General features: G+C 43.9%; 20 protein-coding genes. 4 read left to right on the top strand and 16 right to left on the bottom strand.

What is annotated here, in order from left to right; translation table 11 throughout:
* The 8 genes from C1G57_RS00915 to C1G57_RS00955 all read right to left on the bottom strand — a co-directional run.
* Nucleotides 1-113: rRNA adenine N-6-methyltransferase family protein (locus tag C1G57_RS00915; protein ID WP_214609655.1), on the bottom strand; the 113-nt coding region annotated here is incomplete at its 3' end.
* Between the two features lie 103 nt (nucleotides 114-216).
* On the bottom strand, nucleotides 217-1,044 hold the full coding sequence (locus C1G57_RS00920) for a putative RNA methyltransferase (RefSeq protein WP_105113351.1): 828 nt from the start codon (nucleotides 1,042-1,044) through the stop codon (nucleotides 217-219).
* 1 nt (nucleotide 1,045) lies between these two features.
* On the bottom strand, nucleotides 1,046-1,522 hold the full coding sequence (locus tag C1G57_RS00925; protein ID WP_105113352.1) for a DUF3955 domain-containing protein: 477 nt from the start codon (nucleotides 1,520-1,522) through the stop codon (nucleotides 1,046-1,048).
* A 187-nt stretch (nucleotides 1,523-1,709) separates the two neighbouring features.
* Nucleotides 1,710-3,608 carry an ABC-F family ATP-binding cassette domain-containing protein gene (locus C1G57_RS00935; protein ID WP_105113354.1) on the bottom strand — a complete coding sequence of 633 codons (1,899 nt, stop codon included), beginning with the start codon at nucleotides 3,606-3,608 and terminating at the stop codon, nucleotides 1,710-1,712.
* Between the two features lie 100 nt (nucleotides 3,609-3,708).
* Entirely contained in the window at nucleotides 3,709-4,074 is a 366-nt protein-coding gene (locus C1G57_RS00940) for a hypothetical protein (RefSeq protein ID WP_105113355.1), read from the bottom strand.
* Nucleotides 4,075-4,083: 9 nt separating this feature from the next.
* The gene (locus C1G57_RS00945) at nucleotides 4,084-4,779 is read right to left on the bottom strand and encodes a M57 family metalloprotease (RefSeq protein WP_105113356.1); all 696 of its coding nucleotides are present in this window, start codon (nucleotides 4,777-4,779) and stop codon (nucleotides 4,084-4,086) included.
* A 65-nt stretch (nucleotides 4,780-4,844) separates the two neighbouring features.
* On the bottom strand, nucleotides 4,845-5,621 hold the full coding sequence (locus C1G57_RS00950) for an alpha/beta hydrolase (protein WP_105113357.1): 777 nt from the start codon (nucleotides 5,619-5,621) through the stop codon (nucleotides 4,845-4,847).
* A gap of 59 nt (nucleotides 5,622-5,680) precedes the next feature.
* Nucleotides 5,681-7,342: a ribonuclease J gene (locus C1G57_RS00955; protein ID WP_105113358.1), complete on the bottom strand. Its 1,662-nt coding sequence runs from the start codon at nucleotides 7,340-7,342 to the stop codon at nucleotides 5,681-5,683.
* A gap of 28 nt (nucleotides 7,343-7,370) precedes the next feature.
* Here C1G57_RS00955 and C1G57_RS11075 point away from each other — a divergent pair, with 28 nt between their 5' ends.
* Nucleotides 7,371-7,508, top strand: coding sequence for a hypothetical protein (locus C1G57_RS11075; RefSeq protein ID WP_161941078.1), 138 nt, complete (start codon nucleotides 7,371-7,373; stop codon nucleotides 7,506-7,508).
* Between the two features lie 92 nt (nucleotides 7,509-7,600).
* On the opposite strand, the gene C1G57_RS00965 is transcribed toward C1G57_RS11075, so the two are convergent.
* From C1G57_RS00965 to trpX, 5 genes are all read right to left on the bottom strand, one after another.
* The gene (locus tag C1G57_RS00965; protein ID WP_105113360.1) at nucleotides 7,601-8,005 is read right to left on the bottom strand and encodes a hypothetical protein; all 405 of its coding nucleotides are present in this window, start codon (nucleotides 8,003-8,005) and stop codon (nucleotides 7,601-7,603) included.
* 10 nt (nucleotides 8,006-8,015) lie between these two features.
* Nucleotides 8,016-8,498, bottom strand: coding sequence for a prolyl-tRNA synthetase associated domain-containing protein (locus C1G57_RS00970; protein ID WP_105113361.1), 483 nt, complete (start codon nucleotides 8,496-8,498; stop codon nucleotides 8,016-8,018).
* 87 nt (nucleotides 8,499-8,585) lie between these two features.
* Entirely contained in the window at nucleotides 8,586-9,344 is a 759-nt protein-coding gene (locus tag C1G57_RS00975; RefSeq protein WP_105106802.1) for an ABC transporter ATP-binding protein, read from the bottom strand.
* A complete protein-coding gene (locus tag C1G57_RS00980; RefSeq protein ID WP_105113362.1) occupies nucleotides 9,341-10,207 on the bottom strand; it encodes an ABC transporter permease in 867 nt (288 codons plus the stop codon). The genes C1G57_RS00975 and C1G57_RS00980 overlap by 4 nt, the downstream gene beginning before the upstream one ends.
* Before the next feature lie 14 nt (nucleotides 10,208-10,221).
* A complete protein-coding gene (trpX, locus tag C1G57_RS00985) occupies nucleotides 10,222-11,220 on the bottom strand; it encodes a tryptophan ABC transporter substrate-binding protein (RefSeq protein ID WP_269088113.1) in 999 nt (332 codons plus the stop codon).
* A gap of 701 nt (nucleotides 11,221-11,921) precedes the next feature.
* Between trpX and C1G57_RS00990 the strand changes: the two genes are divergently transcribed.
* Nucleotides 11,922-13,580 (top strand): Rqc2 family fibronectin-binding protein, encoded by a 1,659-nt coding sequence (locus C1G57_RS00990; RefSeq protein ID WP_105113364.1) that lies wholly within the window; start codon nucleotides 11,922-11,924, stop codon nucleotides 13,578-13,580.
* Nucleotides 13,581-13,605: 25 nt separating this feature from the next.
* On the opposite strand, the gene budA is transcribed toward C1G57_RS00990, so the two are convergent.
* From budA to C1G57_RS01005, 3 genes are read right to left on the bottom strand one after another with little or no spacing between them, the layout of a single operon-like run.
* The gene (budA, locus tag C1G57_RS00995) at nucleotides 13,606-14,322 is read right to left on the bottom strand and encodes an acetolactate decarboxylase (protein ID WP_105113365.1); all 717 of its coding nucleotides are present in this window, start codon (nucleotides 14,320-14,322) and stop codon (nucleotides 13,606-13,608) included.
* A gap of 3 nt (nucleotides 14,323-14,325) precedes the next feature.
* Nucleotides 14,326-15,555 (bottom strand): tetratricopeptide repeat protein, encoded by a 1,230-nt coding sequence (locus C1G57_RS01000; RefSeq protein WP_105113366.1) that lies wholly within the window; start codon nucleotides 15,553-15,555, stop codon nucleotides 14,326-14,328.
* A complete protein-coding gene (locus C1G57_RS01005; RefSeq protein ID WP_105113367.1) occupies nucleotides 15,545-16,714 on the bottom strand; it encodes an AI-2E family transporter in 1,170 nt (389 codons plus the stop codon). The genes C1G57_RS01000 and C1G57_RS01005 overlap by 11 nt, the downstream gene beginning before the upstream one ends.
* A gap of 135 nt (nucleotides 16,715-16,849) precedes the next feature.
* On the opposite strand from C1G57_RS01005, the gene C1G57_RS01010 reads away from it, so the two are divergent.
* Nucleotides 16,850-17,860: a lactonase family protein gene (locus tag C1G57_RS01010; RefSeq protein ID WP_105113368.1), complete on the top strand. Its 1,011-nt coding sequence runs from the start codon at nucleotides 16,850-16,852 to the stop codon at nucleotides 17,858-17,860.
* Nucleotides 17,861-17,915: 55 nt separating this feature from the next.
* Complete coding sequence (locus C1G57_RS01015; protein ID WP_105113369.1) at nucleotides 17,916-18,101, top strand: hypothetical protein; 186 nt, start codon at nucleotides 17,916-17,918, stop codon at nucleotides 18,099-18,101.
* The last annotated feature ends 146 nt before the right edge of the window (nucleotides 18,102-18,247 follow it).

Genomic DNA, 18,247 nt, shown 5'->3' on the forward strand with positions numbered 1-18,247 from the left:
GTTCCAATTTCGTAAACGGTATCGGTTTCTTTTAAATTCAATTGTTTTATTATTTGGTTGAGTACTTTTTCACTCGTTAAAAAGTTTTGAGAATATTTTATATTTTTGTTCATGTAATCACTCCTTCTTAATTACAAATTTTTAGCATCTAATTTAACTTCAATTCCTATTATACAAAATTTTAAGATACTGCACTATCAACACACTCTTTATTTTTTATATAGTTCCAATCAAGAGCAGTCCCTCAATCGTAATCTCGGTCAGCTGGCTCAAGTCCAACTTGGACTGGTCCACTTGGAAAAAGAGGGGCGTCATGTCTGCCAAGACTTGGGCATGTTCTAGGCTAATCGGCAAGGTCCGACTGACCAGTACTTGCTCCACCTGCCCTAGGTAAGACTTGAAATGGTCCACGATAGCCTGGTTATCATAGGACTCCTTGCGGAGTTGGTCTTTAGCTAAATGGCGGAGCTCCTTGAGGTGATTGGGTCCTGGGACCAGCTTGAGAATAGCCCCACCAACTTTCAGCACTCTGGCAAATTCCTGGTAATTAGCTGGGGAAAAGATGTCCAAGATGCCGTCAATGGTCTTGTCTTGAATGGGCAACTTGGTTAAGTCACCGACAAACCATTTGACCGACTTGGTTCTGTCAGATTTGGCTGCCAAGAGAATAGAGTCCTTGGAAATATCAAAAGCAAGAATGTCCAAGTCCATTTTCTCGGCTAACTTACGGGAATAAAAGCCCTCTCCACAGCCGATGTCCAAGACAGACTGCAATCCCAGCTCTGCTATTTTTTCCTCCAAAGCCTCGTAGAGATGATCGTAATAGCCCGCCTCTAAAAAGGCCTGACGGTTTTCAAAGCTAGACTTGTGGTAGTTGGCGGACTGCTTGACTTGGGGTGCCAGATTGACATAGCCCTGCTTGGCGATGTCAAAGGTGTGGCGGTTGGGACAGCGGAGGCTGTTGAGGTCAAGACCAAGAGCCTGCCCACAATGTGGACAGGCGAAAAATTGGTCACTGTTGGCAAAACGTTGGTGTTTGGTCATCTTACTTATTTTCTTTTCTAAAGCGGTGCAGGGCTAGTCCTGATAGGAGTGTGGCAATGGCTCCTGTAAAGACCAGCAAGTAGCCGACTGGAATGAGGTAAAAATTTTCATGCAGAATGCCCTTGGCATCGACATACTCGACAGAGTTGGCCTTGATGACAAAGCAGACGAAGCCGAGAAGCATGAGAAAACTACCGATAAGGGTAATGGTCAGGTGCATCTGGGTACGGCGGCCTTCGCGACCGTCTTTTACAAGTTTTTCTGTCATGTTGTTCATGTAAGTTCCTCCTAAGATAAGTTGATCTAGGGAGATCGAAAAGACAGAGGACATGAGAATCAAGAGCTCCAAGTCGGGCAGGTTTTTGTCATTTTCCCAGTTGGAAACAGCCTGCCGTGTCACATTGAGTTTGAGGGCAAACTGTTCCTGAGTCAAACCTTTCTTTTTTCGTAAGTCTTTGATTTGCTGTCCAAAGTTCATTTCTTTCTCCTCGCTAGGCCCTGTCTAGCAGGTCCTGACTTTATCTTAGCCTGTCGGTCGATGTTTGCCAAGAAAGGCTGGCTTGCTCTGGACTTTTTTAGCGAAAGGTGGTCTTGCTAGCTCCGCAAGACTGGCTTGCAAGCTTGTTCTATCAAGGGTTTGAGCCTCTTGTCAACTTGCTGTCAACCTAGCCCATCTGCTCAGATAATGCTTCCCATTCTTCCATGAGGTTTTCTTGTTGGGCAGTCAATTGATCGATTTCTTTCTGATAATCGGTCAGCTGGCCGATGTCGTTGGTTTCTAGCATGGCTTGGTTGAGCTCGCTCAGGCGGTTTTCGATGGTCTCGATTTCTGCCTCGATTTGCTCGATGCGGCGGGCTAGTTTGCGTTGCTCTTTTTGGTTTTCCTTTTGGGCTTGGTAGTCCATGGCTCCGGCTGATTGGCTAGTACTTTCTATCTGGTCAGGCTGTGCTTCTGCTTCCTGCTCTGCCTTTTTCTCCAGATAATAATCATAGTCGCCCAAGTAGAGCGTGGAGCCCGTTTCCGAGATTTCCAGCACCTTGGTGGCGACGCGGTTGATGAAATAGCGGTCGTGGCTGACAAAGAGCAGGGTTCCGTCAAAGTCGATGAGGGCATTTTCCAGGACCTCCTTGCTATCGATGTCCAGGTGGTTGGTCGGCTCGTCGAGGATGAGGAAGTTGTTGTTCTCCATGGACAGCTTAGCGAGTAGCAGGCGGGCTTTTTCCCCACCAGACAGCATAGATACGGACTTTTTGACGTCATCGCCTGAGAAGAGGAAGGCTCCAAGGCGGTTGCGGATCTCCACTTCAGGCGTGGTCGGAAAGGCTGACCAGAGCTCCTCCAAGACCGTGTTGGAAGGCGTCAGGGCCGACTGAGTCTGATCATAATAACCCACTTCCACATTGGCACCTAGCTTGGCTTCTCCTTTGATAAATGGCAGAGCTCCGATGATAGACTTAAGCAGGGTTGTTTTTCCGATACCATTCGGACCGACTATGGCAATGGCATCCAGCTTTCGTTGGTCAATGGAAATAGGCTGAGAGAGAATGTCTCCATCGTAACCCACCGCAGCATTTTCCACCGTCAAGACGATATTGCCAGAAGTCTTGTCCGACTGGAAGGTCATGTTGGCAGACTTCTGCCCAGTTGTTGGCTTGTCCAGTCGCTCCATCTTTTCCAATTGTTTACGTCTAGCCTGGGCACGCTTGGTAGTCGAAGCACGGACAATATTTTTCTGGACAAAGTCTTCTAGTTTGGCAATTTCCTTCTGCTGCTTTTCATAGTTTTGCATCTCTGTCTGCAGCTTCTGTTCTTTGAGCTCGACAAACTGAGAATAATTGCCCACATAGCGATCCAAGGAATGCTTGGTCAAATCCAGTGTTAGTGTCGCCACCTTGTCCAAGAAATAGCGGTCATGGCTGACGATAATCAAGGCTCCCTTGTAATGTACTAGGTAGTTTTCCAGCCAAGCAATCGTGTCAATGTCCAGGTGGTTGGTCGGCTCGTCCAGGACCAAGAGTTCTGGGCTTTCAAGCAGCATTTTTGCCAAGGCCAAACGGGTATTCTGACCGCCTGAGAGTTCGGAGATTTTCATGTCCCACATGGTCTGGTCAAACTTGAAACCGTTCAAAATAGCACGAATGTCCGCCTCATAGCTAAAACCACCTGCCAGACGAAATTCCTCTGACAGACTATCATAGGTCTTCATGAGCTGGTCGAGTTCATTACCAGACAGACTGCCCATTTGCTCTTCCATAGACCGCAGGCGTTTCTCCGTCGTCCGCAGGTCGTCAAAGACATGGAGCATCTCATCGTAGAGAGTATTTTCTGACTCAAAACGGCTGTCCTGTGCCAGATAAGACAGTGACAAATCACGTTTGGTTGAAATTTCTCCGCTAGTCGCCGCCTCTTCTCCGACAAGGATTTTAAGCAGAGTTGACTTGCCAGCCCCATTTTTTCCGACAAGGGCAATCCGATCCCGTTCATCTACTTGAATGTTGATATTGTTAAATAAAACTTCGCCCGCAAAAGAGCGTTCAATCTTGTTTCCGCTTAGAATAATCATAGCAATATTGTACCATAATTTAGTGTAACAGTGCGGAATCCTTTTTCTGATTTCAGCAAAAAACAGCGACTTTTCAGTCACTGTCCTTCTCAAAAAATATTTAGACCAAACCGCTAAGTAATTCCCTATTCTGCCAGATCAGATAAAGACCGCCACCAATAATTATGAGCATGATGACAAACTTAATCACACCTTTGACAAATCGGATAAGCATCATCAAAATCATGGACACAATCAACCAGCCCCAAGCCGAAGAATGGAGCAAGGTCTGCATACTCTCCAAGCTCGCCCCTGTCCAAGCCTTGATAGGTTCTGGAATTTTATTAAACCAGCTGCTATCTATACCGATTTGCTCCATAATGGAATGGCTGGTCGATTGTAACCATGCAAAAATCCCAGCATTATAGAGAAAGAGCAAGGCTTGCTCTGGGTAACGTTTTATTGTATTCGTAATTGTTCGTAACATGTTTCTCCTCTATTCTGAATACAAGGCCACTAAGGCATCAATATCTGCCTGTTGAATACCATGATTAGAACCGGCCGATTCCATAACAGAAGCCTGACTATCATCATGATCCAAACCAATGGCATGACCCAATTCATGTTCAGCTGTATGGATAATTCTGTCCATATCATAGCCATACTCTTCATTCAAGAGATAATAACTATTCAAGCGAACTGTCACCGAGCTATAATAATTGGTCAATAAATTGGTCGTTGAATTGGCCTCACCTGCTGCCTGGGTATTCCCATCACTCATCTCTGTTGCAATAATATCGGCCTGACTGGGGTCAGTAGTAAGGACAAGGGTAAAGGCCCCCGTCGCATTCCAATTAGCAATGGCTGTCTCATAAGCAGCTACAAAGGTCGGGTTCTGGGTTTCAATATAGACAGTCGCTGTATTGGTTTCCCAGCGTCCATGGTCTGCTGTATTGACTGTATCCGTCGTCAAGTGTTTAATGGTATCAACACCTTCTTCAATCGTTACTTCAGACTGACCTTTGACCATCAGTTGCACTTCCTGAGCCAAGGTTTGCAACATCTGTGGTGCTGCTTCTTGCTGGAAATAAAACAATAGCCCCAAGCCACAAGCAATGATGACCATAGACAGCCATACCAGACTCCAAACGGTCCGCCAAATAAACTTAAATAAATTAGCAATAAAAGTCATACACTATACCTCACACTAGAAATAGCCTTCAGTATAGTGTTTTTTTCTGAAATTTTTCTTAAATTCTAGGACAAGCGTTCTTCCAATTTGAAATCAATGGGCAACCAAGCCAATACTTTCTCAATCTGTTGGTTCCAGTAATACCACTCATGTTTCCCAGGACCAAAACTCGCTTCGATATCAAAGCCCAGCTCTTTCAGCTCTGCAACAGCCTCTTGATGTCCTTCAAAGAGAAAATCTTCCTCACCACACCAGGCAAAGAACTTGGTTTTCTTGTCCGACAGTCGACAAATATTGGTCAGAAGATTTGGATTTTCTGGGTCATCAAAATCTCCAAACACACCTTTCCAATAGGCAGAACTACCTAATCCCAAGGCAGATGGACTGGAGAAATCAACTTGTAAGGCACCTGAAAGTGAAGCTGCGTATGAAAAACGATTGGTCATCATGGCAATCTTAAAGGTTCCGTAGCCTCCCATAGACAAACCAGCGATAAAATTCTTCTCCCGCTTGTCTGACATATTTGGGAAAAATCGCTTGAGGATTTGAGGAAGCTCAATCGCAATAGCATCATAATAATTCATGCCATAGGTGGTATTGGTGTACCAGCCCTTGTCTGTATTGACCATGACAAGGATGAGATTGGTGTAACGAACCAGGCGTTCAATGGTCGAGCGATTGAGCCAAGAATCTTGATTGCCCCCCATTCCATGCAACAAATACAAAACAGGAATGTCATTGTCATCAGGATTGTCCACACGATTGCGATCTGGATATAGAACAGTAACCTGTCTGGACATATCCAACACTTCTGAATGGTATTCGATTTTCATAATTGCCATAAATCTTCTCCTTATGGTAAAGAGCCTAAGTTACCCTTGGCTCTTCACATCTTATTCACTTATTTTACTTCCATAATCACCGGCAAAATTGCTGGGCGACGTTTGGTTTGGTCGAAGAGGAATTTCGCTAGATCATCGCGAACAGCACTCTTGAGCTCTGTCCAGTCAAAACTGTCTTTTGTAAAATAGTTTTCCACCGTTGCATTAACCAAATCTGAAGCCTCACGCAAGATGTCCTTGCTCTTCTTAACATAGACAAATCCACGCGTATTGACCTTGGCCTTGGAAATGATTTTCTTCTCACGGCGGTTGACAGTGATAGCTACGATAAAGATACCATCTTCCGAGAGGATTTTACGGTCACGAAGGACAATATTTCCAACATCTCCCATGGCATTTCCGTCTATCATGACGTCACCAGCAGGAACCGCTCCGCTATGGACAAAATCACCATCTTCAAAAGCCATGACATCCCCACGTTTAACGATGATAATATTTTCTGGGAACATGCCGATTTCCAGCGCAGCTTTGGCATGGGCATCTAGCTGACGGTACTCCCCTTGAACAGGGAAGAGGTACTTAGGACGGAGGATATTGAGCATGAGCTGCAAATCACGCGCATTCCCATGACCAGACACACGCAGGTTTTTAGTAATGGATTTGACCGTTCCACCAGCCTTGTAAATCAAGTTTTCGACACGAGCCACCACAGCCTCTTTTGAAACGCTTGGTGTGGTAACGATGTAGACCAAATCGCCATCCTTGATTTCAACATAGCGGTGGCGACCAATAGCCATCTTGCGTAGACCATTCAAAGGCTCACCCATACGACCAGTTTCCAAGATAATCAATTCATGGTCTTCATACTTGCCCATATCCTTTGGTTTAACCAATAGGCGTTCGCTAACCAAACGAAGTTTTTTCAATTGGATAGCGGTACGGACAATATTTTCCACATCATGACCCGTCAAAACAACACGACGACCTGTCGCCTCTGCTGCATCAAAAATCTGCTGGATACGGACAATATTACTTGCTACTGCAGCCACGATGACACGTCCTTCACAGTCAGCAATGGTATTGAGAATTTCTTCACCCGCTTCATGCATACTAGCTGACTGCACATTGCTATCGGCATTGGCTGAATCTGAAAGCAGGGCCAACACACCCTCTGAACCAATTTCTGCTAGACGACCAAAGTCTGTTCGATAATACTTATCAGCCGCTTGGTCAAATTTGAAATCACCTGTGTAGACGATATTTCCTTGGTCCGTCTTGACAACAATCCCCAAACTTTCAGGAATAGAGTGAGTTGTCTTAAAGAAAGACACAACAGAATCACCAAAATCAATTTCAGTATCGGCATTGATGACATGGAAATCCTTGAATTTCTTGGTTGCATTATTGTTCTTGACAATCAATTTCGCCAATTCAATAGTCAAATGTGAGCCAAAGACAGGTACCTTGATTTTTTCCAAGAGATAAGGCAAGGCGCCAATCGAATCAGCGTGTCCATGTGTCAAAAAGACCCCAGCCACACGGTGCTTGTTTTCTTCCAAATAATCAAAGTTGGGAACAACCACATCCACACCAAGTTGCTCATTTTCTGGATACTTGGCACCAGCATCCAAGACAAAAATATGCTCATTTACTTCGGCAATATAGAGGTTTTTTCCGTTTTCACGTACCCCACCGAGAGCCATGATTTTTATGCTACTCATTATTTCTCCTTTTTGGGACATCCCACAGGTGTCCTACTTATTTTTTCTTACCAACGGTCCTTGGGATGCCCAAGTCGAATTACAGTCTGCTATGTCGGAGCTCTATTTGCAAAAGGCACACTTTGATGAAAAATTTTATTCAGCCATCAAAGTAACTTTTGAATAGAAATTCCTAAATAGCTATCGCTTCTATTATACATTTTTTCAGGAAAATTTACAAAAAACTCTGCTGAAATTCAACAGAGTTCTCTCTTTTAATCAATAACCGTGTCCCCTATGTTCCCATTTTTCACCAGCATTGCGTACCAATATCCATTTCCAATCCTTGTGGGTACTATTTGGCTCCAAAGCAGGCTCTGCCCCCTCTGCTGCTACCTTGAAAGACGAAGTTAAAACAATAGCTTCCTCTGCACCATAGTTTTCAGCCCATTCATCAAATTCTTGTTCATTATCACCACCATAACCAATAGTCAATAATTGGCAACTCTGAAAACTGTTGTCAAAATAATGTTGAACGACACGAATAGCAGCCTCAATCTCTTGTTCCGTATATAATTCCGATTGTTCCATCGGCTCAATTTTTGCCTGTGAGGCTGTTCCTTGACGGCATCCTATTAGGAGCAAACAGCACAAGAGGCTACACATGGCTAGAAATTTTCTCACTACTTCTACCTCACAATTCCACAATATTGACTGAAAAACCAATTTCTTCCACAAAACATAATACATCCTCAGTTTTGACAAAAATTGTTTTGGTATTGACATTAGGATGGAAGGTTAGAATGGGTTCAGATAGGATTTCCTTATCAAAATAGACTTGGATATCCCTAGCACCATTATGCAACAAGCCCAAAATAGACACCACTCCAGCAGCTAGGTGCATTTTTTGCATCAGGCTGTCACTCGAGGCCATCCGAATACGATTGGCTCCTACCAAATCACGAAACCGGTCCATATCCAACTGCTTATTGTCATCCATAATTAGCAAATAAAAAGCTGTCTTTTTCTTATTGGTCAGAAACATGGACTTGGTCCGTACCCCTTCTAACCCTTCAATGTAACAGTCTGCTTCCTCAGTTGTCAGAGCTGGTGGATGCTCCACAATGGTATAATCCATTCCCAAGTCAGCTAATGTTTTATAAACCAATTTATCCATGATAGCACCTCTTGCTATATTTAGTATATTATACTGCTTTTCGAAAGAGAATTCAAAGGATAAGAAAAGCCTGGATTGCTCCAGACTTTAGTCAAACAACTTGTAATAATCTTCCAGCTTCATCTTGGATTTTTCCTCAGCCGTTTGGTCCTGAATAATCTGACCATTTTTCATAACAATCAAACGATTGCCGTGACGGAGAGCATCTTCCATTTGATGAGTGACCATGAGGGCCGTCATTCCCTTGGTCGCAATCAATTCATCTGTTAACTGCATCAAGGATTGGCTAGTCTTAGGGTCAAGGGCTGCGGTATGCTCATCCAAGAGCAGGAGTTCAGGCTGTTTCAAACTCGCCATCAACAAACTCAATGCCTGGCGTTGGCCACCTGATAAGAGACCTGCTGGCGTATCCAGATGTTTTTCCAGACCATTTCCCACTCTCGGTAAGAGCTGGGCAAATTCTTCGGTCTGCTGGGCCAATCTGCGTGGCACCAAACCCCGTCCCTCGCCACGATACTTAGCGATAAGTAGGTTTTCTGCCACCGTCATCCGTGGAGCAGTTCCCATTTTCGGATCTTGAAAGACACGGGCCAAATACTTGGCACGCTTTTCTGCAGGCCAGTTGGTCACATCCTCACCAAGAATATGGACCGAACCACTAGTCAAGGGCAGGGTTCCAGCAATGACATTAAAGAGGGTCGATTTCCCAGCACCATTGCCACCCAAAATGGTAATAAAATCACCTTGGTAGATGGTCAAATTGACATTATCCAAAATCACACGTTCTTCATCAAAACCATTGGTCACCACCTTGGTGGCATTTTTTAATTCAACAATTACTTTCATCGTGACAGACTGGCTCCTTTCAGAACTTTATTTTTCAACTCAGGAACCATGAGGCAGACAGCCAAAATCATGGCTGAGAAGATACGGAGATAGCTGGTATTGATACCGAGAGAAATAACCACCAAAATCAAGAATTGATAGAAGATAGCTCCCACTGCAATGGCCAAGAAACGTTCCAACATGGTCAGATTACCATACAAGACCTCACCGATAATCAGACTAGCCATACCAACCACGATGACCCCAATACCACGCGACACATCCGCATAGCCTTCTTGTTGGGCAATCAAGGCACCTGCTAGAGCGATGATGCCATTGGAGAGGACTAAGCCTAGCAATTCCATGCGACTGGTATTGATACCAAAACTGCGAGCCATATCTGGATTATCCCCCGTTGCAATAAAGGCCTGCCCAAGTCGGGTATAAAGGAAGAACATCAAACAAGCAATGACTAGAGCAATACTGCCCAAACCAAGCAAGAGACCGTTCACCTGCTCCGAAAATGGAAGCAAGTCCTGTAAACGACTAGTATTTAACAAGCCTAAATTTGCCCGTCCCATGATAAAGAGAATAATGGAGTGACAGGAAGACATGACCAAGATACCTGCCAATAGAGTAGGAATTTTTCCCTTGGTATAGAGCAAGCCTGTGACCAAACCTGCCAAGCAACCTGCCAAAACAGCTGCCAGCGTTGCCAAGACAGGATGAACTCCCTGTGTCAGCAGGGTTACTGCAACTGCTCCTCCCAGTGGAAAAGAGCCCTCTGTCGTCATATCAGGGAAATTCAATATCCGAAAGGTGACAAATATTCCCATTCCTAGTACAGCCCATAAGAGAGCCTGTGAAACTGTTGATACAATCATAACTTTCCTTTGTTTTATTCAATAACCTTACTTGCCTGATTGATTACATCATCTGACAAGGTAATACCTAATTCTTTAGCGACTTTCTGGTTGACTACAATAGTACCTTCATTGAAGATTTGGACTGGTGTATCCCCTGGATTTGCACCGTCTAAGATTTTCGCAGCCATTTTACCAGTTGCCACACCCAAATCATATTGGCTAAGGGTTACAGAAGCGATACCACCGCCCTCTACCATGTCTTCTACACTGGTGAAAATCGGAGTTTTGGTTTTATTGGCTACAGAAACGACAGTTGAAAATGCTGATGCGACCGTATTATCTACTGGTGTGAAGAGAACATCTGCCTTGCTGGTTGCCACTTCTACTGTAGAAGCTAGTTCATTACTTGAAGCCACTGCATACTCCAGAACGGTGTAGCCAGCCTCTTCCGCTGCAGCCTTAAATTCTGCTACTTGAATTTTTGAATTATCTTCATTAGAAGAATAGAGGACACCGATTGTTTTTGCATCTGGTGTGATTTCTTTGATGAGAGAAACTGTATCTGCTACTGGTGTTTGGTCAGATACTCCTGTAATATTTCCACCAGGATTTTTCAAGTCTGTCACCAAGTTTGCACCAACTGGGTCCGTTACAGCTCCCATGATGATAGGTAATTCTGTCGTCGCATTTGCCAACCCTTGTGCAGCAGGTGTTGCAATCCCAATCAAAAGCTCATTGCCATTGTCCACCAATTTTTTACTCATGGTCTGAACTTGGGACTGGTCAGCCTCAGCATTCATAAAATCAATCTCCAGATTGTCTGTTGTTGAATAACCACCTTCTTCTAGTCCAGCCTTAATTCCCTTGTAAATCTCATCCAGTGAATCATGGGTCACAAACTGCAGAACACCAATTTTAACTTTTTCAGAGCTAGCAGACTGACTACTCTGCTCTTTTTGCGTCATAAACAGGGCGGCAACCACCATCACAGTAAGGGCAATAATTGTGGCAAGTAAGTTTTTATTTTTCAACATATTCATTCTCCTTTAAAAATACACACTATCCAATCTCTACGTCTTCACTATTTTATTCCACCATCGCCATCGTTTCATCTTGATTACCTCGTATTATCTATCATTGTCAAAGTAGATTGCTTTTAGATTAGGAACGGAGGCGTAGACATAACTCAATGCTTCCTCATTTTCAAGCATTGACTTCAAACAGTCCACTGGACTGTTTGAATTAGGCAAGCCGAACGTGACCAATCTACGAAGACAACAAGGAAAAAGCCCCCGCAGGAAAAACCAACCTGCGAGGGCGTCAATGACACGGTGCCACCTCACTTATGGGAATTGTCTAGAATCCTCCCATATCTCATCTCCTCTATCAAGGAGTTGCACTGTAAGGTGTGCTAACCGAACTATCATTGTTTTAAGTTCATTTGCGTGATTGTTTTGGCTGAAACCTTCGTTAGCTCTCGCCATAAACAATACCCATCAGCCCATTTCATAAAACTCCGCCACCCATTCTCAGCACCATGGGCTCCCTGAAGACTTCTGCTTTACTACTTCTTCTGATTACAGATGATTATACGGCATCCATCAATCTTTGTCAAGGCTTTTGATTAAATTTTCTGAAAACTTTTTATGTCAGCAGGGACTACCAGTCTCATCAAAAAACATCAAAATATGATATACTAGACTGAGTTAAAGCGATTAGAAAGAGGAAAACCATGTCTTTTGACGGATTTTTTTTACATCACATGACGGCTGAATTACAGGCCAATTTAGAAGGTGGGCGGATTCAGAAAATCAACCAGCCCTTTGAGCAGGAAATTGTCCTGAACATCCGCAGCAACCGTCAGAGCCATAAGTTGCTCCTGTCCGCCCATTCGGTTTTCGGGCGGGTTCAGCTGACCCAGTCGGACTTTACCAATCCCAAGGTGCCCAATACCTTTACCATGATTCTGCGGAAATACTTGCAGGGTGCTATTATCGAGGAGATTCGTCAGTTGGACAATGACCGCATCTTAGAATTTTCGGTGTCCAACAAGGACGAGATTGGCGACCATATCCAAGCCACCTTGATTGTGGAAATCATGGGCAAGCACAGCAATATCATCTTGGTAGATAAGTCTGAACAGAAAATTATCGAGGCCATCAAGCACGTCGGTTTCTCGCAAAATTCCTACCGAACCATCTTGCCAGGCTCGACCTACATTCGTCCACCGGAGACGCATTCTCTCAATCCTTACACGGTGTCTGACGAGAAATTGTTTGAAATCCTGTCCACGCAAGATTTGTCTCCGAAAAATCTGCAACAAATCTTTCAAGGTTTGGGACGGGATACAGCTACTGAATTGTCCAATCATTTGCAGACAGATCGCCTGAAGAACTTCCGTTCCTTTTTTAACCAGGCTACACAGCCTAGCTTGACAGACAAATCCTATGCTGCTCTGCCATTTGCCAATAGCCCTGAAAACCAGCCACACTTTGCGAGCCTGAGCAGTCTGCTGGACTTCTACTATCAGGACAAGGCGGAGCGGGACCGAGTGGCCCAGCAGGCCAATGAGCTGATCAAGCGGGTGGCCAGTGAGCTGGAGAAGAATCGCAAGAAGCTGGTCAAGCAGGAGCAGGAATTGGCAGATACGGAGACGGCGGAGTTGGTGCGGCAAAAGGGCGAGCTCTTAACCACCTATCTGCATCAGGTGCCAAACGACCAGCCGAGTGTGCGCTTAGACAACTACTATACGGGGCAGGAGCTGGAAATTGAGTTGGACGTAGCACTTACTCCTAGCCAGAATGCCCAGCGTTACTTCAAGAAGTACCAGAAACTCAAAGAGGCGGTCAAGCACCTGACCAACTTGATTGAGGAAACCAAGGCAACCATTGTCTATTTGGAGTCCGTTGACACCATGCTGGGACAGGCTAGTCTAGCAGAAATTGATGAGATTCGTGAGGAGCTGATTGAAACAGGCTACCTCAAGCGTCGCCACCGTGAGAAAATCCATAAACGCCAGAAACCAGAACGTTACTTGGCGTCGGACGGGAAGACCATTATTCTGGTCGGGAAAAATAACCTGCAAAATGATGAGTTGACCTTCAAAATAGCCAAAAAAGGCGAACTATGGTTCCACACCAAAGACATTCCAGGTAGTCACGTGGTCATCACAGACAACTTGGACCCAAGCGACGAGGTCAAGACAGACGCGGCGGAGTTGGCGGCCTACTTCTCCAAGGCAAGGCATTCTAACTTGGTTCAAGTCGATATGATTGAGGCCAAGAAACTGCATAAGCCAACAGGTGGTAAGCCTGGTTTTGTGACCTACCGAGGTCAGAAGACCCTACGTGTCACCCCAACAGAAGACAAAATAAAATCCATGAAAATCTAATTCATGGATTTTTCTGTATTGAAACCTACTCCGCCTTATCAATATCTTCTCTGACTTCCTTGGCGTTGAACTTAGCAAACAAATATTGGCGGTCTTGGACTGGGAAGCGTTGATCCAGCTGATCGACTGGTCCCACTTCAACCATTCCTTGTGAAATGATATAATCCATAACATGACCACCAAAGGTCAAATCATCAGAGATAAAATGCAAATGATAACCAGCCACGCTGACTCCGTGAAAAATCTCTGGTGTCCAAATACCAACAATGGTACCTGAAATGTTCTCAGAGGTATACTCAGGCTGGCGACTAGCCACTTCAGCAAAACGAACATCCGAAGCCGATTTTGGAATCATACGGACATGCATCCGAGCGAACGTCCCCTTGATTTTGATGGAGCGAAAGAGATTTTCCCCATCGTAATAGGATTCAATTCGCTGGTGTAACTCCTCGCTGGTCATTTCAAAGCGCTGTTTGAAAATCACTTCTGCTTCGTGAAAAATAACCGCCGCATAGGGAACCTTCATATCAGCAGGAACTTCAACCACTTCTGGTTTCTCCCCTGCTCCCTTAGCTTGATATGCCTTTCCATCCAAAACAATCAGCTCTCCGTCAATGGAATCCAGGGTCCCCAAACCCAAATCACCATGTTCCAACAATTCGCCAACCGTCAAAGATCCTCCGTAAAGTCCTGCCATCAAGGCACCTAAGGTATTGTATTGAAATAATCGCTTTACTTGCATAACCTACTCTTCATTTAAAAATTCTTGCATAGCCAAGTCATCTGGCACCAACTGGATATAACGGTTTGCCTGCTCTCTTGCCTGATCCAAATAACCAAGCTGGCGCAAAAGGGCTACATAATCTGCCAGAAACTCTGGGTTTTCCGCTAAATCCCCAGCTAATTCCTCATAGAAAGCAAGGGCTTCTTCTTCTCTATCCAGTGCTTGATAGGCCTTTGCTACATTCCAACGCGCCAAAACATTCTCAACCTCTTCATCAATGAGGGCAAGAACTTCGTCATAGCGTTCCTGCTCAAGATATAAATTGGACAAGCGCAGAGCTAGTTCGTTACTATCATCTGCCACCTCTTTTGCCTGAAGCAGATAGTTTTCAGCCGCAGCCTCATCATGCAATTCATAGGCATACTGAGAAGCCTGGAGCAAGAGATTAGCATCAAACTCATTTTTCGCCAAGCCTTTTTGAGTCATAGCCAAGGCATCTTCTAATTTATGCTCGGCATGGAGAGATTGGGCATAGGCATATTCATAGCCCTCAAAATCAGGATTGATGGTATCCAACTGCTTGAAATAGAGATTGGCCTTTTGGTACTCTTCTCGTTCAAATAGCAGAGCTGCTAACTCAAAAACCGTCTGATCATCATATTCCAACTCAACAGCTTTTTCCAAAAATTCAATGGCCGCTTCAAATTTCCCTAAACTTGCATAAGCAATACCAATTCGCTGATAGGTAGAAACTCCTGTTAATTCGTACATTTCCCGATTGTCTAACTGGGCATAGTAAGAAATGGCTTCCTTAAAGTATTCCAATTCCATGTCCAACTCTGCCAAGCCAAAGAGGATAATGGGTTCATCAGACAAGTGACTGGCTTCTAACAATTTTTCACGCGCCACATCTGACAATCCTTCCGCCTGATACAAGTCTGCCTTGACCAACAAGGCTTCCACATAGGCAGGACTGTCTTCTGAGATTTCTTCCAAATAAGCAAAGGCTTCTTCAACCAAACCATCTTCAAAAGCAATCTGAGCTAGGTTAAGCACCACTTCAGGATAGGTTTCCTTGAGCTGGTCATAGATTTGTGCAGCCTGGGGGAAAAAACCAATACTTTCCAGATAGGCAGCCAAGGACAAAAGGGTGTCATTATCATCTTCTGCCAAGGCCCGCTTGAAATACTTATCTGCCTTATCTAAATCCTGTTGGTCCAAACAAGCCAACATTTTTTCACTATTGTTCATGAACTTCTTCAGTTTCTCCTTCTTTTTCATATAAACCACTGTAGACCTTATACCATTCAAATGCAGCCTTGACCAAGACCTTAATAGAAGCATAGATTGGAATACCGAGCAGAACCCCCAGTACCCCATACATCTGACCTGCAGTCAACAAGACAAACAAAATGGTAATGGGGTGGATACTCAAAGAGCTACCAATAATGAGCGGGGTCACAAAACGACCTTCTATGGTTTGCTCTACCATAAAGACAATCAAGACCTTGACCAACATCACAGGTCCAGCAATCAAACCGAGTACAACGGCTGGAATCATGGCTAAGAACGAGCCCAGGTAAGGTATCAGATTGAGGAAACCGGCCATAACACCCAAGGTGATAGGATAGCTTAAACCAATTACCGAGAACATAAAGGAGAACATAAGGGCAACAATGATTGCCACCGTTACTTGCCCTCGCACATAGTTTGCCAATTGACTATTGACATCTGTCAAAACCTTGCTGACGGATGAACGCCATTTAGTTGGCAAATACTGGGTGACATGACCATTCAAATGCTGACCATCTCGTAAGAGGTAGAAGAGAATGAAAGGCATAATCAAGATGGCCACGATAATCTGTGAGGCCGTTGAAATCAAGCTACTAGCCCAGTTAACTGCACTTGAAGAAAATTTCTGTGCATAGGAAACAATTTGGTCATTAACCTTATTCAATATTTCCAAAGCCGTTGGGCGAAACTGTGCAAATTGCTCATTTTCTAGCAGGGTTGTCACTTGGCCTTCAATCTTCTGAATATTGGATGGAAGATTTTGTGTGAAAGAAACCACCTGTCCTTGAATACTTGGAATGGCCACCGCCAGGCCCCAAACAAGAAGCAAACCGATTAAGACAAATAAGACTGAAATAGCAACCGTTCGCGAAATTTTATATTTCTCCAACCAATCCACAATCGGATTTAAGAGGTAGTATAACAAACCCGTCAACAACATGGGCAAAAGAATAATTTCAATAAAACTCCCAATGGGCTTCAGTAAAAAGCTAACCTTGGTAAATACAAAAACGGTCAATAAGACCAACAAGGTCACCAGGAAAAATGTAACAGCCTGGTTGTTCACAAACCACTTAAAAAACCAGGACATTCTAAATCGTTGATTCTGCTCATCCATATCAATCGCTCCTCATTCTTTTTTCTCTATTGTATCATTTAATAGGCTATTTTAGATAAATGAACTATAGGATTTCTCAGCCTTTGCAGGAAAAATATGGTATAATTTTAGCAATCATGTTCAAAGGAGATCGCCATGTCTGTTTATTTCGGTACCTATACCAAACGCCAATCCCAAGGAATTTATAAAGCTGATTTTAATGCTGAAACTGGTCAACTCAGTAACTTAGAGTTAGTTGTTGAAGAACCAAACCCAACCTACCTGACTTTTGATAAGGCTGGTCGACTATACTCAGTCGGAGCTGAAAATGGACAAGGTGGTATCGTAGCTTTCAATACAGATTTTGACTTACTAAACCATGTCGTCAGCGAAGGTGCTCCCCACTGCTATGTAGCCGTAGATGACGAACGAAATCTAGTTTACGCTGCTAATTACCATAAGGGGCAAGTTCTGGTCTATAAGCAATTAGCAGATGGCTCCTTAGAATTGGCTGACCTAGCTCAACATCACGGATCTGGACCACATGAAAACCAAGCATCTGCCCATGTTCACTTTTCTGATTTAGCACCAGACAAATTCTTAGTAACTTGTGACTTAGGTTGCGACCAAGTTATTAGCTACAAGGTTTCAAACCAAGGTAAACTAGAAAAAATTGCTACTTATCAAGCAAGGCCGGGAAGCGGTCCACGCCACATTGTCTTCCATCCCGTCGCAAAATTAGCCTACCTCATTTGTGAACTTAATTCAACTATTGAAGTTCTTATTTACGATGGCTGGGGTGAATTTGAACACCTACAAACCATCTCAACCTTGCCAGAAGACCATACTGGTTTCAATGGCACTGCTGCTATCCGCATTACAAAAGATGGAAAATTTGTCTACGGTTCTAACCGTGGTAATGATTCCATCGCCGTCTTCAAGACACTTGGGGATGCCAGTTTAGAACTTGTTGAAATTGTTCCTACAAATGGTAAAACACCACGTGATTTCACCCTAAGCCCAGATGAGAAACACTTGATTGTTGTTCACCAAGACTCTGATAATGCGACAGTTTTTGCAAGGGATACTGAAAACGGTCGATTGACAGAACTTTCCCATGATTTCTACGTTCCAGAAGCTGTTTGTGTTACATTTTTTGAAGACTAATCATTTGTGAAATCGCTCTATTTTTGGTTTAATAGATACATAGGAGGTGAAATACATGAATCCAGTAGATCTTTTCAACCAAGTAAAAGACTTGATCGCAAACAAAGACTTTGAAGGTGCAAAACAATTTATCGAAGAAAACAAAGACAACTTCGGCGAATACTTGGAGCAAGCTAAAGGCTTGTTGTCAGGTTCTGAAGGCGTAAGCGGTCTTTTGGACAAGGTTAAAGGCTTGTTCTAATAGAGAGAAACTAGGCTGAATGTTCAGTCTAGTTTCAGACTGAAGACAAAGTCGTTAGAATTGTATTTCTAACGGCTTTTTCATATGTAAAGTAGTATAATAGAGTTAGGAATAAAGAGAACGCTTAGAAGGAGAATCGCTATGTT

Origin of the sequence: Streptococcus suis (assembly GCF_002960425.1) — a bacterium.
In the GTDB taxonomy this organism is placed as follows: Bacteria; Bacillota; Bacilli; order Lactobacillales; family Streptococcaceae; genus Streptococcus; species Streptococcus suis_S.